The sequence below is a fragment of the Trichocoleus sp. FACHB-6 genome (genome assembly GCF_014695815.1).
Taxonomy (GTDB): Bacteria; Cyanobacteriota; Cyanobacteriia; order Cyanobacteriales; family FACHB-T130; genus Funiculus; species Funiculus sociatus.
Window position 1 is genome coordinate 32,239 of record NZ_JACJOY010000031.1, and the last position, 18,147, is coordinate 50,385.

At 44.4% G+C, this 18,147-nt stretch carries 14 protein-coding genes; 9 read left to right on the plus strand and 5 right to left on the minus strand.

Annotation, left to right across the window (positions count from 1 at the left end; translation table 11 throughout):
* Positions 1–67 precede the first annotated feature (67 nt).
* Positions 68–1,354 (plus strand): class I SAM-dependent methyltransferase, encoded by a 1,287-nt coding sequence (locus tag H6F66_RS06740; protein WP_190419527.1) that lies wholly within the window; start codon positions 68–70, stop codon positions 1,352–1,354.
* A gap of 121 nt (positions 1,355–1,475) precedes the next feature.
* On the plus strand, positions 1,476–2,021 hold the full coding sequence (gene rfbC / locus H6F66_RS06745; protein ID WP_190419529.1) for a dTDP-4-dehydrorhamnose 3,5-epimerase: 546 nt from the start codon (positions 1,476–1,478) through the stop codon (positions 2,019–2,021).
* Between the two features lie 186 nt (positions 2,022–2,207).
* On the opposite strand, the gene H6F66_RS06750 is transcribed toward rfbC, so the two are convergent.
* On the minus strand, positions 2,208–2,366 hold the full coding sequence (locus H6F66_RS06750) for a hypothetical protein (protein WP_190419531.1): 159 nt from the start codon (positions 2,364–2,366) through the stop codon (positions 2,208–2,210).
* Positions 2,367–2,594: 228 nt separating this feature from the next.
* On the opposite strand from H6F66_RS06750, the gene H6F66_RS06755 reads away from it, so the two are divergent.
* The 3 genes from H6F66_RS06755 (at position 2,595) to H6F66_RS06765 (ending at position 7,243) form a co-directional block, all read left to right on the plus strand.
* Positions 2,595–3,908 (plus strand): SAF domain-containing protein, encoded by a 1,314-nt coding sequence (locus tag H6F66_RS06755; RefSeq protein WP_190419533.1) that lies wholly within the window; start codon positions 2,595–2,597, stop codon positions 3,906–3,908.
* 481 nt (positions 3,909–4,389) lie between these two features.
* A complete protein-coding gene (locus H6F66_RS06760) occupies positions 4,390–5,670 on the plus strand; it encodes a glycosyltransferase family 4 protein (protein WP_190419535.1) in 1,281 nt (426 codons plus the stop codon).
* 43 nt (positions 5,671–5,713) lie between these two features.
* A complete protein-coding gene (locus tag H6F66_RS06765; RefSeq protein WP_190419537.1) occupies positions 5,714–7,243 on the plus strand; it encodes an FG-GAP-like repeat-containing protein in 1,530 nt (509 codons plus the stop codon).
* Between the two features lie 73 nt (positions 7,244–7,316).
* Here H6F66_RS06765 and pstB read toward each other — a convergent pair whose 3' ends face one another.
* The 3 genes from pstB to pstC form a co-directional block, all read right to left on the minus strand.
* Positions 7,317–8,123 carry a phosphate ABC transporter ATP-binding protein PstB gene (pstB, locus tag H6F66_RS06770; protein ID WP_190419539.1) on the minus strand — a complete coding sequence of 269 codons (807 nt, stop codon included), beginning with the start codon at positions 8,121–8,123 and terminating at the stop codon, positions 7,317–7,319.
* 173 nt (positions 8,124–8,296) lie between these two features.
* Complete coding sequence (pstA, locus tag H6F66_RS06775; protein ID WP_190419541.1) at positions 8,297–9,196, minus strand: phosphate ABC transporter permease PstA; 900 nt, start codon at positions 9,194–9,196, stop codon at positions 8,297–8,299.
* Positions 9,197–9,294: 98 nt separating this feature from the next.
* Positions 9,295–10,245, minus strand: a complete 951-nt coding sequence (gene pstC / locus H6F66_RS06780) for a phosphate ABC transporter permease subunit PstC (protein ID WP_190419543.1) — start codon at positions 10,243–10,245, stop codon at positions 9,295–9,297.
* Between the two features lie 225 nt (positions 10,246–10,470).
* Between pstC and bioB the strand changes: the two genes are divergently transcribed.
* From bioB to H6F66_RS06800, 4 genes are all read left to right on the plus strand, one after another.
* Positions 10,471–11,556, plus strand: a complete 1,086-nt coding sequence (gene bioB / locus H6F66_RS06785) for a biotin synthase BioB (protein ID WP_190419545.1) — start codon at positions 10,471–10,473, stop codon at positions 11,554–11,556.
* A gap of 126 nt (positions 11,557–11,682) precedes the next feature.
* Positions 11,683–12,267, plus strand: a complete 585-nt coding sequence (locus H6F66_RS06790; protein ID WP_190419547.1) for a biotin transporter BioY — start codon at positions 11,683–11,685, stop codon at positions 12,265–12,267.
* Positions 12,268–12,354: 87 nt separating this feature from the next.
* The gene (lspA, locus tag H6F66_RS06795) at positions 12,355–12,825 is read left to right on the plus strand and encodes a signal peptidase II (RefSeq protein WP_190419576.1); all 471 of its coding nucleotides are present in this window, start codon (positions 12,355–12,357) and stop codon (positions 12,823–12,825) included.
* 246 nt (positions 12,826–13,071) lie between these two features.
* Positions 13,072–15,324: a transglycosylase domain-containing protein gene (locus H6F66_RS06800; RefSeq protein WP_190419549.1), complete on the plus strand. Its 2,253-nt coding sequence runs from the start codon at positions 13,072–13,074 to the stop codon at positions 15,322–15,324.
* 170 nt (positions 15,325–15,494) lie between these two features.
* Here H6F66_RS06800 and H6F66_RS06805 read toward each other — a convergent pair whose 3' ends face one another.
* On the minus strand, positions 15,495–18,119 hold the full coding sequence (locus H6F66_RS06805; RefSeq protein ID WP_190419551.1) for a dynamin family protein: 2,625 nt from the start codon (positions 18,117–18,119) through the stop codon (positions 15,495–15,497).
* Positions 18,120–18,147: the final 28 nt, after the last annotated feature.

Below are 18,147 nucleotides of genomic sequence, written 5' to 3' on the forward strand. Positions count from 1 at the left end.
ACTGACTCAGCTTCTCAACTAAACCACTGCCATATATTGGCATCTACCACCTAGCAGGTATACTACAATGAGGAATTCTAAATGCCTCTTTTGCAACTCTCTGCTTCAGCATAGTTTTGTTAACTTAGGTATGTCACCAATAGCTAATGACTACCTAAAACCAGAACAACTTAATAATGCTGAGAAATTATATCCACTTCATGCCTATGTCTGTGAAAACTGTTTTTTGGTTCAATTAGAACAGTTTGAATCTCCAGAACACATTTTTGGTGATGGTGATTACGCTTACTTTTCTTCCTACTCAGATAGTTGGCTACAGCACGCAAAGGCATATACAGATTTAATGGTAGAAAAGTTTGGGTTGAACCAAACTCATCAAGTCATTGAAGTTGCTAGCAATGATGGGTATCTACTACAGTATTTTAAAGAAAGGGGAATTCCAGTTCTAGGGGTAGAGCCAGCTGCTAATGTAGCAAAGATTGCTGAAGAAAAAGGTATTCCTAGTATTGTCAAGTTTTTTGGCGTTCAAACTGCACAAGAAATGATTGCAGCAGGGCAACAAGCAAACCTGTTGTTAGGCAATAATGTGTTAGCTCATGTCCCTGACCTGAATGATTTTGTGGCTGGGATGAAAATAGCCCTAAACTCTAATGGAATTTTAACAATGGAGTTTCCCCATCTATTGCAACTCATGCAGGGGAATCAGTTTGACACAATATACCACGAGCATTTTTCCTATTTTTCGTTCCTCACAGTTGAGAAGATTTTTGCTGCTCATGGACTAACACTATTTGATGTAGAGGAAATACCGACGCACGGGGGTTCGCTGAGAATTTACGGGAAGCATGATAATGCTGTCACTCCCCCGATTAGCGAGAGAGTTACCCAGTTAAAAGCAAAGGAAATCCAACTAGGATTAGATAAGTTGGAGACATACATCACCTTTGGGGAAAAAGTTAAAGAAACAAAACGCAAGCTTTTAACTCTTTTGATTGAAGCAAAATCCCAAGGAAAATCTGTTGTGGGCTATGGTGCGCCCGCCAAGGGGAATACCTTGCTAAATTACTGCGGGATTTGCACAGATTTTATCGATTACACGGTGGATCGGAATCCTCACAAACAAGGAATGTTTCTACCAGGAACTCACATTCCTATCTTCCATCCCGCTAAAATCCGCGAAACTAAGCCCGACTATGTGCTGATTTTACCTTGGAATCTTCAACAAGAAATTGTTGAGCAAATGGCATTTATTGCAGCTTGGGGTGGAAAGTTTTTGATACCGATTCCTGAAGCGAGAGTTTATGACAACTTTAACGTGATTGATCTAAATACTTCGATTTCTGAAGCAGCATGAGAACTTAAATTTTTTAAGCAAAGGAAATTTATCTTTTTTCTTTTGCTCAAAACATATCATAAATGTTGCTCTAGCAATGCTCTGCCTTTCATAGACACTTGATTTAGTTGGATTGTATACGATGAAATTTACAGAAACCAAGCTCAAAGGTGCATTCATTATTGATTTAGAGCAACGCCCAGATCATCGAGGCTTTTTTGCTCGTACTTTCTGCATGGAAGAATTTCAAGAACACGGGTTGAAGCCAACTGTTGCTCAATGCAACCTGTCTTTTAATCATAAGAAAGGAACGCTGCGGGGTATGCACTATCAAATCGCTCCGGCGACTGAAACCAAATTGATTCGCTGTACTCAGGGAGCAATTTATGATGTGATAGTAGATATGCGTCCTAATTCCCCTACATATCTTTTACATATTGGTGTAGAATTGACTGCCGAAAATCGTCGGGCATTGTACGTACCAGAAATGTTTGCTCACGGCTACCAAACGCTCACGGATGCAGCTGAAGTGACGTATCAAGTGGGTGAGTTTTATACTCCAGGTTATGAGCGGGGTCTGCACTATGACGATCCTGTTTTGGGAATTGAATGGCCTTTACCTGTTAGCGAAATTTCTGTCAAAGATGCAGCTTGGACCTTACTACAATCCCTTCCTCTAGGAGTTTAGCGATGAGTGGCGAGGAGCGATCGCAGGCTAAGTTTCTAATAGGTTGCATAGGGCCTTATGCCTCTTTTGCTGTAACCAAAGTCAGAAATAAATCGTATCAAAAGGTTAACTGTCGTTTCCCTCAAACCAGATAAACCGTCTGGGGGGAACGTACTTCTTTCTTACCTTCTTGAACCCTTTCCCAACTTAAAACCTGGTCAGCCTGTCCCAATACACGTTAATTATTGGGGTTGTATGCAGATAGCGAGAACTTTTTTGTAACTCGTCTATTGCGTGGATGTAATCAGCTTTTTCAATGATGTCTTTGTTCCGAAAAAAGACGATGACATTTGGAGAGGCTGACACTATTTCTCAATAAAATTTGTGTAGAAATTAGGCTTATATGAAATATTTTTTCAGAACTAAGTAATAAAGATAGTTAACTTATAACTAACTTGCCAAATATTATTTAATCGGAGTTTATGAGTTAAAATTACCAAAGGCTGAATATTGAATAGCTGCTAATTGTAAACAAAATTTTAGACAAAAATGCAGCTTGAAACAAATGAGAAGCAACAAAAATAGGAGTTAGGAATGATTATTGTCGATAAGGCATTGCAAGCACGCGCCGAAGCTGGAAACCCGATAAAAGTGGGCATGATTGGTGCCGGCTTTATGGGTCGAGGAATTGCTAATCAAATTATTAATTCTGTGCCGGGGATGGAGTTAGTAGCAATCTCTAACCGTAGCTTGGATAACGCTAAACGGGCATATAATGAGGCGGGAATTGGAGATTTGCAAGTTGTCAAGAGTGTATCTGAATTGGAGGATGCGATCGCTCGCGGCAAATATGCAATCAGCGATGATGCCATGTTGCTGTGCAAAGCCGAAGGCATTGACGCGCTAGTGGAAGTTACAGGTGCGATCGAATTTGGCGCTCATGTGGCAATGGAAGCGATCGCTAACCGCAAGCATATTATCCTCATGGATGCCGAACTCGACGGCACAATTGGCCCCATTTTAAAAGTGTATGCAGACAAAGCTGGTGTAATTATCACCGCTAGCGATGGCGACCAACCAGGCGTGCAAATGAACCTGTATCGGTTCGTTAAAAGTATTGGCTTGACCCCGCTGCTGTGCGGCAATATCAAAGGCTTACAAGATCCTTACCGTAACCCAATTACCCAAGAATCTTTCGCCAAGCAGTGGGGACAAAAACCCCACATGGTGACAAGCTTTGCCGATGGTACCAAGATATCCTTCGAGCAAGCGATCGTTGCCAATGGTACAGGCATGAAAGTCATTAAGCGCGGTATGTTGGGATACGACTACAGGGGTCATATTGATGAACTGACCACTAAGTATGATATTGACCAGCTTAAAGAATTAGGCGGTATTGTTGATTACGTCGTCGGTGCCAAACCTGGGCCGGGTGTATTTGTGTTTGGAACTCACGACGACCCCAAGCAACGCCACTACCTGAATTTGTATAAATTAGGTGAAGGCCCCCTTTACAGCTTCTACACTCCCTATCATCTGTGTCACTTTGAAGTACCTTTATCGGTGGCGCGGGTTGTCCTGTTCAATGATGCGGTATTGGTTCCCTTGGCTGGCCCTTTAGTCGATGTGGTAGCTACTGCAAAAATCGACCTCAAAGCTGGGGAAACTATTGATGGCATTGGCTACTTTATGACCTACGGACAGTGCGAAAATTCTGATGTCACCCAGACGGAAAACTTGTTACCAATTGGTTTAGCTGAAGGGTGTCGCCTGAAGCGAGATATTACTAAGGATCAAGTCCTCACCTACGATGATGTGGAATTGCCGGAAGGGAGACTTTGCGACAAGTTGCGGGCTGAGCAAAATGCTTACTTTGCCCCAGCAAAAGTTCCGGCTACAGTTGGGTAGTTTGCCGGGCTGTTTCATCCTCTCAAAGCTATAATCCGCCAAGGGTTGAAACCCCTATCTCATAGCTAAAGTCGTCTTTAGACGACTATAAATTAGTATTTGAGTCGTCTTTAGACGACTTGGGCTAAAAGTCCGTGGACTTAAGTCCCTGGCAGGATTCAGGAGAATGAAATAGCCCTGAGGTAGTTTGTTATTTTCAATCAGCACCAGTTAGAGCTAAAAACCCCAAAGTGAAAGTAGGAAATGGGAGTTACCCCCTCCACTGTGTTAAGAGCGCCCTTGGTGCGTGGCGTTTGAGGCAACAAAACCCAACTATTCTTTTGCATTTGTTGGGTTTCGCATTCTCTCAACCCAACCTACAACTAACTACTAAAAAGCTAAGAGAATAAAGAAATTTTAAAAAATACTTGCGCTAGGTTTTGTAGTGTTATCCTAGCATTTCAAACATAATTTTTTTTCTAATTACCAAGAGGTGTTATAGATGAAAGTGCTTAATTTGAACCCTTCCGATCCCTTTTATAGTTCAGGCGGTGCCGTGGCGATGTATAGTCTTCACCTCGGTCTTAGAAAAGCAGAGATCGATTCAAAAATTTTGTGTAAGCTTAAAAAAATCGAGTCTTCTCATATTCAGCAAATCCCGCGCAATAAAAGAATAAAAATTGTTGAGTTTTTAATTAAACAAGTTACATCAAGATCGGGATTGAACGATATCAATGCTGTAAATACCTTTAATATCAAGAAAACAAACGCTTACCAAGAAGCTGATATTTTTCACATTCATGGGATGCATAGAGGTTACAGCTATCTGGCACTTCCTTCACTAACTGAACACAAACCAACCGTTTTCACTCTCCATGATATGTGGTCTTTTACAGGCCACTGCTCTTACAGCTACGACTGCGATCGCTGGAAAATTGGTTGCGGCAAATGTCCTTATCCTAAAACCCATCCAGCCGTTGAAAGAGACAATACGCACCTAGAATGGAAGCTGAAAGACTGGGTATATAGTCGCTCAAATATGACGATTATTACTCCTAGTAGCTGGATGACTAAATTGGCTAAAGAAAGTTTGCTTCAGCGCTTTCCAATTCATCATATTCCTAACGGGATAGACACGGAAATTTATCAGCCCTTGGATTCACAAATGTGTCGTTCAGTATTGGGAGTGCCTTCAGGAAAGAAAGCTCTGATGTTTGTGGCAGCAAGTTTGCAAGAGCGCCGCAAAGGTGGAGATTTGCTGACTCAAGCTCTTAAGAGCTTACCAGAATCTGTGAAAACCCAAATTGTCTTACTGCTGATTGGTAACGGAGGTGAAGCGCTCGCTGAGGCTGTTGACATTCCAACCCTAAATTTTGGATTTGTCACAGACAAACGCCTGAAAACAATTTGCTATTCTGCTGCTGACTTGTTTATTTTTCCTAGCCGTGAAGATAATTTACCATTAGTTCTGCAAGAAAGTATGGCTTGTGGCACACCAATGGTTTCTTTCAAAATTGGTGGTATACCCGATTTAGTTCGTCCTGGGATTACAGGTTATCTAGCTGAAGCTGAAAATGTAGAAGATTTCCGCAACGGCATTGTGCAGCTACTTGACGATGATTCTCTACGCCAAGAGATGAGCCAACAGTGTCGCGCGATCGCTGAAAAAGAGTATTCCTCAGAGTTACAAATTCAACGCCATATTGAGTTGTATCGCCAGCTACTGCAATACGATGTTAAGGAAGATATAGATTATTCGTCTTTTCCTTGTGCCTTAGCGTAAGGAACGAGAAAATTCCCTCTCAAAAATACATCGAGAGAGTAAAATGCAAAAGCGCTTGTACAATCTCAGTAGAAATCGGGTTTTTTACATATCAGGCTTAATATCGTTATCTGTTCTTTTAGCTTTTCCCGTTCAGGAATATGCGAAGAAGTTCTTCCGGAAGGAAGTTATTTTACCGAATTCTCAAATCAAACCCCAGACTATTCAATTAGATTTGCCCCCAGAAGATAAGCGCATTGGTGGTTTGATAGCGGCGGATGTTAATAATGACACAAAGAAAGATTTCATTATTACTAAGCCGGGTCACATCGCGGTTTATAGTAATTCTGGAGACAAGCTCTGGACTAAACAAATCGATATCCAAGTCAGTGGACAAGCAGAAAAGCAAGGACTACCAGGCTGGCATGGATCGGGGGTACAAGCAGCTGATGTAGATGGCGATCGCTTGACGGAAGTTTTATTCTTAACCAAGGACAAAAATCTTCATATTGTTCAAGGTGCAGACGGGAAGACCAAGCGGAGTATCAAACTAGAACCGCCAAAGGGTGCAAGCAGTTGGGAGCATGTAGTCGTTGCGAATTTTCGTGGTAAAGGCAATCGCGATTTACTTCTTCAAGCTACCAATGCTAAAGGTTATCGCAAGGGACGTTATCTAGCAGCTTATGCCATAGATAACTTGCTCAAACAAGAAAATCCTAAACCTCTATGGACGCAAGATAAGTTTTTAGGTGGTGTACACGCTGGTGCAAGGGTTGCAGATTTAGATGGAGACGGTAAGCACGAAGTTTTAGGCGGAACGATCGTAGGAAGTGATGGAAAAATTCTCTTTCAAGTTCCTATGGAAAATACCACCAAACAACATCCTCACATTGATGCGATTTTTGTCGCTGATGTGCGTCCAGACATTCCAGGGTTGGAGGTGGTAGCGTTGGAAGAGGGAGGAAGCGATCGCCTGAAAGAGGGAGGTAGAGGTATTCGCAAGCGCTTTGCCGAGATGTACAACAACATCGCAGGCGGCGGTAATCGCATTTTCCTCTATAACAAAGAGCGCTTAATTTGGGAAACCCATTTTAAACACCAGGAACCTCAAAATGCTGCTGTTGGTGACTTTGACCTTCAGCGACCAGGTTTAGAAATTTGGTGTCGCAGCCGTTACAATACTAACCAGAAACCTTTTGTGTTTGACGCCCAAGGTAAACTGATTGCTGATTATCAAATCGAAGATGTCGCTCCCAAAGGTTGGTCAGATAAAGGCGTGGAGGTTATTTTCACCGTTGACTGGACAGGTGATTCTCGCCAGCTAGCTGCCGCCAAGGAGCGTCACGAGGCTGGGGATGTCGCGATTTTTGACCCGCTCAACGGGCAATTTCTCCATCGCTTCGATGAGAAGTCGGATCGGCTATATGTAGCCGACGTGTCTGGAGATTGGCGTGAAGAATTAATTGTCCTGAACGGTAATCAGCTTCGCATCTATCAAAACCAGGAGCCGAACCCCAACCCCAACCGTCCGCGACTATGGACGCAAGACCACTACCGTCTTAGCAAGATGACTTGGAACTATTACAATCCTTAAGTTTTGTTCTCCAGGCTACACCTGGGAAAGCCTCTTTAACGCCGTTCCCAAGTGTAGCTTGTGAATGAGAAAATCAACCGAAGCGTCCGCTGACGTATTCTTGGGTGGATTTCTCCTGCGGACTTTGGAAGATAACTTCGGTGCGGTCGTACTCCACCAAGTAACCCATTCTGCCGCCCTTTTCCGTCGCTTCCACATTGAAAAATGCCGTCATATCGGCTATGCGCGAGGCTTGCTGCATATTGTGGGTGACGATGACGATGGTGTAATCCTCTTTGAGTTGCTGGATCAGTTCTTCAACTCGCAGCGTTGAAATCGGGTCAAGTGCAGAGGCGGGTTCATCCATAAGAATGACATCTGGCTGAACTGCGATCGCTCTAGCAATACACAACCTTTGCTGTTGTCCGCCTGATATAGAAAGACCACTTTGCTTAAGTTTGTCTTTGACTTCATCCCAGAGTGCGGCTTGTCTGAGACTTCTTTCTACCAACTCATCCATATCACCCCGATAGCCGTTCAGCCGCGCCCCAAAAGCGATATTGTCATAAATCGACTTGGGGAAGGGGTTTGGTCTTTGGAACACCATGCCAATCCGCCGCCGTACCTCTACTGGGTCAATATCAGGAGCGTAGAGGTCTTGATTGTTGTAATAAACTTTGCCTTCGGCTCGAAAAATTTTAATTAAATCGTTGAGGCGATTGTAGCACCGGAGCAACGTACTTTTGCCACAACCTGAAGGCCCAATAAATGCTGTAACTCGGTTTTTGGGAATATCTAGACTGATTTCCTTCAGCGCTAGAAAATTTCCGTAGTAGACATTCAGTTTTTCCGTCTTTAAAACGGTATCTGTTTGATTTTTTGTTTGGGGATTAGACAACATAAAAACTCTTAGGTTTTGGGTTTAACAGAAGCGCGAAAACTTATGGTTTATGGCAATAAAAAAATTTCACTCAATATCGCCCAGCATACTGTTAAACCTCGCATTGTATTCATTGTTATCTTTTTTGTTAAATTTAACAGTATCATAGCGACACATTTCCCAAGACTCGTCGATCAATAGACGCGGCGAGCCGTTGCCAAACGGGAAATAACACTGGTAAGCAGAACCATCATCACCAGGATGAAAGAAGCCGCCCATGCGAATTCTTGCTGATTTTTAAAGGGCGTCGTAGCGAAGTTGTAAACTAAAACTGCTAGAGAGGCTGTAGGCTCAAGTAAGCGATTATTCCAGTTAGGCCAAAACTGGGTAAATAAAGCGGTAAATAACAGCGGAGCAGTTTCCCCAGCAGCACGCGCGATCGCTAGAGTCGTTCCGGTGACAATTGCAGGTAAAGCAGCTGGCAACACCACCCGCGAAACCGCTTGAAAATTACTTGCTCCTAATCCTACCGCCGCTTGTCTAACTTCTTGCGGCACCAGTCTCAGCGCTTCTTCTGTTGCCCGCACCACAATCGGCAACATCAAAATTGATAAAGCAAATCCCCCCGCCCATGCAGAGTATGTCCCAGTAGTCAAGACGACAGTAACATAAGCAAAAACGCCCACAATAATCGAGGGAACACCGCTGAGGACGTTGGTAGCAAAACGAATCCAATAGGCTATTTTGCCACCGCTAAATTCTGACAAATAAATTGCCGCCATCACGCCAAATGGAATGCTAATTAATGCACCAATTCCCACCATAATTAAGGTTCCCAGGATGGCATTACCAAAGCCGCCGCCCTCTACTAATGGAGGTGGCGGTAGTTGTGTAAACGCATTGGTATTAAGTTGGCTAATACCTTGAACGATTACGTAGCCAAGCACAGCCACTAAAGGCACAATGGCCAGCACTGCACAAAAGAACGTTAACCCCGTCATCACGATTCCGAACAGCGTCCGGGGTGAGGTGGGCGATCGCTTTAAGGTTCTGCTAGGAAATCCGGAAACAGGTTTATCCTCTAATTTAGACATAATGGGGGCTGGGGATTGGGGATTGGGGACTTTTAAGATTCCTGGAATAAATTCGGAGGTTTCAGACCTATCAGGGTATTGACACAATCATGAAATCATTAAATTCGCTGCACCCGACTCACCAGTAACTGAGCCAAAACATTCACTAAAAGGGTCAGTATAAACAGCAGTAAAGCTGCATACATTAGAGCTGAAACTTGTAGACCGCTTGCCTCAGCAAATTGGTTAGCTAATAGGGAAGCAATCGTATTAGAGGGAGCCAAAACTGAAGGACTGATATTATTAGAATTTCCAATCAACATGGTGACAGCCATCGTTTCTCCCAAAGCTCTACCCAGCGCCAGCATGACTGCACCCACAATTCCAGAAATGGCTGATGGTAGTAGCACCTTGAGAATTGTTTCCCAGCGCGTCGCTCCTAGTCCAACGGCCGCCTGACGCAAATCGCTGTGTAAAGATATCAAGGCATCGCGGGAAAGAGCTGCTATCGTTGGTAAAACCATGATTGCCAAGACGATTGATGCTGGTAGCAGTCCTGGCCCGCGCAGCGGCGTACTAAAAATTGGCAGCCAACCCAAGTTAGCATTGAGCGCCTCTCCCAGTGGTTTCAACAGCGGAATCAAAACGAAAATTCCCCATAAACCATACACTACACTGGGAATCGCCGCTAGCAGTTCTACCAAGAAAACTAATATCATCTGAATCCGTGGCGGTAAATAATCTTCGCTCAAAAAGATCGCCACGCCAAGACCCACTGGTACAGCGATGAGCAGCGCAATTAGAGAGCTAAATACTGTCCCGACAAGTTGCGGAAGCGCTCCGTACTCATTGCGAACGGGGTCCCAAGTGGTAGAGAATATAAAGCCTAGCCCGTATTGTCTTATTGCAGGGAGTGCCTGAATTGCAACTTGGATTGTTATCCAAATCAAGGTGCCAGCAACTGCGATCGCAAAAATTCGAGTCAGCCAAATAAACCCCAGATCCAGTTTTCGCTCTGCGTTAGAGCGCGGTTTAGCGATTCCCTGCGGATTGTCTGTCACAGAAGCCACGATATTGTTTTCCTCTGGTAACTGTAGTAAATGTAATATTTAACGGCTGGATTTTATTCAGCAAGATGGCTGAATCATTTAGCTCAACTTCTGCTTTGGCACGGGCATTTTCCTTGTAGCCTATCGCTTAAATGTAAAGATTAGGTTAAGATAGCTTGCTTGTTTTCTGCAACTAGAGTGATAAAATGCCAAAGTTTCAGTAGATGCGATCAAAAGGGGCAGAACGTGGTTCAAGCACCAGTGTCGAACGCGGATATTCAGAGCAAGGAACAGGAGTCACTGCGGCAATGGCTGCACAACCTGAGTGTTGCGATTATTGCGGGAAAGAGAATTGGGAAAGAGGAAGCGATCGCACTCACCCAAATTGAAGGTCAAGAAAATATTTTGCTACTCTGCGAAGCCGCAGATAAAGTACGTCAAGCTTGTTGCGGCAACGTAGTAGATTTGTGCAGTATTGTCAATATAAAATCTGGCAGTTGCTCGGAAAATTGCGGCTTTTGCGCCCAGTCTGCTCATCACCCAGGTAAAGATTCACCTATTTATGGTCTGAAATCTACAGAGGAGATTCTGGCTCAAGCTAAGTCAGCCGAAGCCGCAGGAGCAAAACGATTTTGCTTAGTTTCCCAAGGGCGAGGTATAAAATACAACAGCCCGAAATCGGCGGAATTTGAAGAAATTCTGGAAACGGTACGCCGAATTATCGCCGAAACCAATATAAAACCGTGCTGTGCTTTGGGCGAAGTGACACCAGAACAAGCCCAAGAGTTAAAAGAGGCAGGTGTAACCCGATACAACCATAACTTAGAAGCATCGGAGAAATTTTTCCCAGAGATAGTGACGACGCACACATGGCGCGATCGCGTTGAAACTATTAAAAATATCAAAGCCGCCGGGATTCAAGCCTGCACAGGCGGGATAATGGGATTAGGCGAATCTTGGGAAGACAGAGTAGATTTGGCTTTGGCGTTGAGGGAATTAGAAGTTGAATCCGTGCCATTGAACTTGCTCACTCCAAGACCAGGAACACCCTTAGATGATCGCCCGAAACTAGATGTGTATGAAGCATTGAAAGCGATCGCTATCTTCCGCCTCATCCTGCCCCAGCAAATTCTGCGCTACGCTGGAGGGCGCGAAGCCGTAATGGGAGAACTCCAAGCCTTGGGCTTCCAAGCTGGAATGAACGCCATGCTGATTGGACACTACCTCACCACCCTCGGACAACCGCCAGAGCAAGACCATGCTATGCTCGAATCTTTGGGACTAGCTGGCGGCGAAGCACCCATCCCCGGCGAATATAGCACTCAGTGCTGAATATCTGAGTGCAGAAGAAGAGAAAGTATCTTCTAACTAAGTCCTCAATTTCTTGCTTCAAAATCACGCGATATTTTGGGAAGAATCAATCTCCCCAAAAATCGCTTCAAAATCCAAAATCGTTGCGTGTTTGCACCCACTGAACTACTTTGGGCCTTAATTGGCTTACTTCTAACAATTGGTGGCACCTTTCTGGAAGCGTATATCACCAACGTTCCCTGGAATTGGACTCAGCAAGGAGTTCAAGCTCACTCGCTGGGCATAACCTATCAGATTGGTGCAGTTCTGTTGGTAGGCTGTATGGGGGGTAAGAATGCTGGTGCTATTTCCCAAATTGCCTACCTAGCCTTGGGCTTAACCCCCTGGTTTCCCATCTTTTCCCAAGGCGGCGGTATCGACTACCTGACACAGCCTACCTTTGGCTACTTACTAGGCTTTATTCCTGGTGCTTGGGTTTGTGGCTTGTTAGCTTTTAAAGCACCGCAACGACTGGAATCTTTGGCATTTAGCTGTATCTGCGGCTTACTGGTTATCCATATCACAGGTTTGACCTACCTTATTCTCACGCACTCGTTGAGCTTGGGTGCAGGATCGCTCCCCTTATGGAAAGAAGCTTTGATGTACTCTGTCTATCCCGTACCAGCACAAATGGTGATTGTCTGTGCAGTTACAGTCTTGGCTTTTTTCTTACGTCAGCTGATGCTTTATTAAAAAAGCTGTTAATTTGTTGTCAGTTGTCAGTTGCTAATGGTTAAACAATTAGCCAGTCTGACGTTAGCCATTAACACTAGAATTGCCATGCCTTTTAAAAATTACCTGTTTTGGCTTGCTGGACTCGTCAGTCTGATTCTGGATCGGTTGACTAAGTATTGGGTAGTGCAAAATTTTGAGCATAGGGAAACCTGGGCTTTGTTGCCTAATGTGTTCCACTTCACCTATGTTACGAACACTGGGGCAGCTTTTAGCTTGTTTCAGGGGGGAGTTTGGTTGCGCTGGCTGTCTTTGGCGGTGAGTTTAGGGTTGATGGCGTTCGCTTTATTTGGCCCAAATCGCGACACTTTAGAGCAATTCGGCTATGGTTTTATCTTGGGAGGAGCGTTGGGTAATGGGATTGACCGATTTGTATCTGGTAGTGTGGTAGATTTTCTGGATTTCCGGTTGATTCACTTCCCAGTATTTAATCTGGCAGATGTGTTTATTAATATAGGCATTGCATGTTTGTTAATTGCCAGTTTCCGCCCGGAATCAGATTCTGGCAGAAGTCGTTAAACTCATATTTTGCACCTTGTCCCGACAACTAGAAGTGGCGGCTACAAAAACAAAGTCCGCCTACCTTGGCTAACCCAAAATCAAGAGTTTTTAAGCTGAGTTTGTGGAGCATCAAAGCTTCTAGTTTGTGGAGGACGAGGTATTTCTTTCTTTTGCATGAGAGCCTTTGGTCTTTTTAAAACGCTACCTTGAGCTTGCGAGTAGAATGTTCAATAAAAGCCTCTCGCTGACAATTGCTTGACTGACATGACCTCACCCCAACAGCCGCCTAAAACCATTCTGGGACAAGTAACCCAGGCTATACAGACAATTCAAGCCAAAGTTAATTTTAATGCGCTGGCGCTGAAGCCGAATGCCAAAGTGCCGGAACTTTGGGTACAGGATGCAGGTGCTGCGAAGGCAGAAATTTATCCAATGTTGGGCGATCGCTATCTTCTAGGACGCAGTTCTAAATCTTGCGATATTGTCATCCGCAACCCAGTCGTCAGTCAAGTTCATTTGTCTGTCTCCAGAGATCCCAAGCACCAGAAATCCTTCATCATCAAAGATGAAAACTCCACCAATGGCATCTATCGGGGTAGGCGGCGACTCCAATCTCTAGAACTCCGTCACGGCGATATCCTCACCCTTGGCCCCCCAGAATTGGCTGATGCAGTTAGGCTTCAGTATCACAATCCCCCGCCTTTGTACGTTCTGGCATTTCGCTACAGCCTTTACGGTGCAGGGGCGCTGGTCAGTTTAATCGCCTTTTTGATACTTTATGAGTGGCGAAATATCCCAGTTCGACCGTTACCAGTAGCCGTTCAGGGGCCAGTAATAGTTAATTCTGATGAGGGGACACCGTTACAGCGTCCTCGAACTGAGGCTCACAGGGAACTGCGACGATTATCTGACTTTTCCAAATATTTGCCCGCAGCGGTGCTGGCATCGGAAGACAGCCGCTATCATTGGCACTTTGGGGTCGATCCGATTGGGACGTTGCGGGCTGTGGTGACGAATGTTAAGGGAGGCGGAATTAAGCAAGGGGGAAGTACGCTGACGCAGCAGTTGGCGCGGAGTTTGTATCGCGACTATGTGGGAACTGAAGACAGCGCGGGGCGGAAAATCCGGGAAGCGATAGTCGCCTTAAAGTTAGAAACTTTCTACAGTAAGGACGAAATTTTACGGAATTACATGAACCGCATCTATCTAGGGGTAGGTGCTTCAGGTTTTGAAGATGCGGCGCAGTTCTATTTTGAAAAATCTGCTAGAGACTTAGATATTTCGGAAGCGGCGACGCTGGTGGCGATTTTGCCAGCACCAAATAGTTACAATCCGATTCGGGATTATAAGACGGCGGTGGGACTGCGCGATCGCATTATTACCCGCATGGTTTCCCAAGGTCGAATTAGTGCAGAGGAAGGACAACGGGCAAGGCGATCGCGTATTGAAGTTAGCCCGAAAGCTAGAGAAGCTTTGGCAAACATCAAAGCACCTTATTTCTACAGCTACGTTTTTACTGAACTCCGCACTTTGTTGGGCGAACAGTTGGCGAAGGAAGGCAACTTTATTGTCGAAACTAATCTGGATCTGGAAACTCAGCAGAAGGCAGAAACCTCCCTCCGCAATTCAGTTAACACCAGCGGTTCCAGCTACGGCTTCTCTCAGGGGGCAATTGTCACCCTCGACTCCAGCACCGGAGCAATTCGCGCTTTGGTCGGTGGCACAGATTACGAAAAAAGTCAATTCAATCGCGCTACTCAGGCAAAGCGTCAACCTGGTTCGACTTTCAAAGTTTTTGCCTACGCCTCAGCGCTGGAACAAGGTAACTCGCCGGGAAAATTTTATTCCTGTGCCCCGCTAGTGTGGCAGAATCAACGCTTTCGGGCGTGCGAAAGAGTCGGGGGTAGTGGGACGGATATGTATACGGGAATTGCCCAATCGGAGAATGTGGTCGCTCTGCGAGTTGCCCAGGATGTGGGTTTAAATAGAGTGGTGGAGATGGCGCAACGTCTGGGCATCACCACACCCCTGAATCCCGTCCCTGGCTTGGTTCTCGGACAAAGCGAAACCACCCTCTTAGAAATGACGGGGGCTTTCGCCGCTATAGAAAATAACGGTGTCTGGAACCGCGCCCACGCGATTAAGCGCATTCTCGACAGCAGTGATTGTACCGATTTCAAAAATCCCCAAACCTGCCGAGTAATTTACTCCTTCGAGGAGGAAACCGGGGCAACTAAGCGAGTGCTACCACAAGGAATTGCAGATACTATGAATGTTATGCTGCGGAGCGTGGTAAGAAGCGGTACGGGACGAGCTGCCTCTATCGGACTGGGAGATGAAGCGGGGAAGACGGGGACAACTAACAGCGGCGTTGATTTGTTGTTTATCGGCTATGTTCCCAGTCGCGATTTAGTCACGGGTGTCTGGCTGGGAAATGACGACAACTCGCCAACGCGGGGAAGTAGCGGACAAGCTGCCCAAGTTTGGGCAAATTATATGCGGCAAGTTGTGCGTTAAGCTATGTTGCTAGATATTTTCACGGGTGCGATCGCACTCTGAGATTGAGGAGAATGCGATCGCTCCAGTTAATCTTATTGTTATTTCCAAAACCTCATTTATTAAATATTTAATTGTTTAAACATATACATAAATGAGGTGTTATTTTTCTTTACGCTTTTTTAACTTAATCAATATGGGAAAAATGCTTCAATATTCTTTCGTAACTGTTCAAATTCCCCGCGTTTTTGGACTATGAAAGCTTTTTTGATTTGACGTTGCTCTAGGGTTTCATTGTGAATTTTCTCCTGCTGTTCTAGCAAGTTTTCGCAAAGGAAGATAGCTTGTTCAATGACTTTAATTGCTTCTTCAACTCTGGTATTAAAAACTAAATCAATAGTTTCACCAATCTTATCTGTAAGTTTTTCCGTAGCTTCGACAAATTTTTCACAACCTGTTTCAAATACTTTGAGCTTAATTTGATCGTGAATTCCACCCATGCCAAACCCAAGCGCTCCTGCTATTGCAGCTCCTACTCCAGCTACTGCCCACATAATTGGGCCACCTAGCCCCAATAAGATTAGCAATCCAGCGCCTAAGCCACCTCCAAAAAGACCTCCACTTATGTAAGTATAAAAATCACCAAAGCTGCCCTCTATACCATTAATAGCAAGGTTTATCTGCTTACTAAAATCAGTATTTATATCTTTATCAAGAAGAAGTAAGCTTTTTTGAAGGGTATCCAACTCTTCTTTGATAGAATTTTCTAAAATTTCAAAATGCGGCTTTAGTATTTTTTCCTTAAGCTCTTTGTTACCCCAGGTATCTATCTCTTGTTGTATGTCACGAAGAAACTGATTGACATAGTCTTGTATAACTCTCTCTTGGTCGAATATAGGATTATATTTGGAAGACCAGTGTTCAACTTTATTAGCCAACCGTTCACCTAATTCTTCAAGCCATTCCTGCAAAGATTCATTAGCTTCTTCAAAGGATGCATCTTTTATTTCATCAGCTATAAGTCTAATTCTAAGATCGCGACCGCTTGCTTCCCCAATTTGTTCCAAAATCTCCTGTTTTTTAGCTTCAGAAAGTGTTAAGTTGCCAAGTAACACTTTCTCTGCTTGGTGCAGCCCGTCTAAACCTGCTTGATTCAATTCCTGAATTCTTATCACTGATTTCTTGATTTCTAGAAAGCCGCGTTCGTGCGTTAGAAATTGCTCAATAGATTGGGTGAAGCTTTGGAATGTTTTCAGGTATTCGTCGTCTGCTCCTTTCAGGATTGCTTTTAGCGCTGACTTAGCAGAGATATAGTGGATACGGTCTTCAGTCTTAATGAGCAGATTTTGTTGCTTTACAAAACTTTCAATGCGCTGGCTTACATCTTGACGATCTTCTTCCTCATCCAGTAAATCCATAAAGTTAACTAACACAAAAAGATTGTCAGCAGGCTCGTTTTCTTTACCGCCATTTAGTTGAGTTCTCACATCTTGTATCAATTCTTTTTCTTTTTCAGGAAGGAGACGCATAGCATTGGTCAGGAAAATAGCTGCATCCGTATCTTTGAGAAGTTTTTGGGTAATAGCCGTCCGATCTGGGTGTTCATTTAATCCAGGGGAATCAATGATTTCTACGCCACTCCTGCATAAATCCAGATCGGGATGCTCAAAAATGATTTCCTCAATATCGGATTGTCCCAGTTGTTCGCTACGATGATCTCGTGCTGCTTCTTTAGGAATTGCTGCTTTTACTTTATATTGGTCAAGTGGAATTTCTTCAGAACGTCCATCCTTGTAGCGACAGACTACCTGCATTTTTTTGCCATATTTCAGAATAGTCACCGCACCGCTACAGGGAATTGCCCTTGCAGGTTGGATTTCTTCACCCAGCAAAGCGTTGAGGAAAGTGGATTTGCCTTGGCTAAACTCACCTACGACAGAGATACGAAACCGTTGAGATTGTAACTTTTGAGATACTTTTCCTAATTCTTTTTCAAGAGTATTAGGCAGCAGTTCATGCTTAGTACAGTCCTGAATTGTCTGATAAAGCTGATAACAAAAATTGTCTAATTGCTGCCGATTCTTCTGAAACTGTTGCAACTGTTCGTAAGCGGTATCATGGTGTTTATTTCTTTGGTGTTCGACTTTAGGAGGTGGAGGCGGTGAGGCATTGCTAGCTGCGTTAGAGGGGACTGGCTGCTGTTGAGTTGCTGGTTGTTCAGGTTTAGCAGGTAAAGCCGCCGATATTTCATTAGCTGCATTAACAAACACTGTGTCTAACTCATGGAACCGAGAGGGGTCGAGTAAAGACTGCACTTCATCCAATGCTGCTTGATCTACGGCTCCTTGACGACTGAAAACAGCTTCTAAGACTGCTAGATGTTGCGGATTAATGGATAAGCGGTCGCCAATTATTTCTAAATACCGCTTCTCACGAGTATCCATTACTCCATCAGCGGCTGATATTTCATAGCCAAAACTAATCAACAAAAGTCTTTGTGATTTTGATAACGGAGCCGCCAACCTAGACAGTTGACTTGGTTTTGTATTATCCAAATTCTCCTTTACTCCCTTGATCATCAGATGTGCTAATCGGCGCACACCGCCCTCTGTGGGAATAAATCGATTAAGGGTTGTCAGTAGCCGTTGCTTTTCATCATCCGTGATTGTGCCATCAGCATAAATCACACCCAGTAGCAGTGTTACCAAATTTGCTAGAAATATCACAGGAGGCGTCAAATCACGTTGGCTGAGCTTTTGTCCAGTAATGCGTGACAACAGATCAACCGCCTCAGAGCTAACCAGTGAAGTATCCATAAAGTCTGTGAGCCTATAGCGTACTTGT

What these genes read in the sequence shown, in the direction of transcription:
- H6F66_RS06800 (WP_190419549.1), top strand. Translation starts at nt 13,072, where the DNA reads ATGACCTCACCCCAACAGCCGCCTAAAACCATTCTGGGACAAGTAACC.
- H6F66_RS06765 (WP_190419537.1), top strand. Translation starts at nt 5,714, where the DNA reads ATGCAAAAGCGCTTGTACAATCTCAGTAGAAATCGGGTTTTTTACATA.
- H6F66_RS06805 (WP_190419551.1), bottom strand. Translation starts at nt 18,119, where the DNA reads ATGGATACTTCACTGGTTAGCTCTGAGGCGGTTGATCTGTTGTCACGC.
- pstB (WP_190419539.1), bottom strand. Translation starts at nt 8,123, where the DNA reads ATGTTGTCTAATCCCCAAACAAAAAATCAAACAGATACCGTTTTAAAG.
- pstA (WP_190419541.1), bottom strand. Translation starts at nt 9,196, where the DNA reads ATGTCTAAATTAGAGGATAAACCTGTTTCCGGATTTCCTAGCAGAACC.
- rfbC (WP_190419529.1), top strand. Translation starts at nt 1,476, where the DNA reads ATGAAATTTACAGAAACCAAGCTCAAAGGTGCATTCATTATTGATTTA.
- H6F66_RS06760 (WP_190419535.1), top strand. Translation starts at nt 4,390, where the DNA reads ATGAAAGTGCTTAATTTGAACCCTTCCGATCCCTTTTATAGTTCAGGC.
- lspA (WP_190419576.1), top strand. Translation starts at nt 12,355, where the DNA reads ATGCCTTTTAAAAATTACCTGTTTTGGCTTGCTGGACTCGTCAGTCTG.
- H6F66_RS06755 (WP_190419533.1), top strand. Translation starts at nt 2,595, where the DNA reads ATGATTATTGTCGATAAGGCATTGCAAGCACGCGCCGAAGCTGGAAAC.
- H6F66_RS06740 (WP_190419527.1), top strand. Translation starts at nt 68, where the DNA reads ATGAGGAATTCTAAATGCCTCTTTTGCAACTCTCTGCTTCAGCATAGT.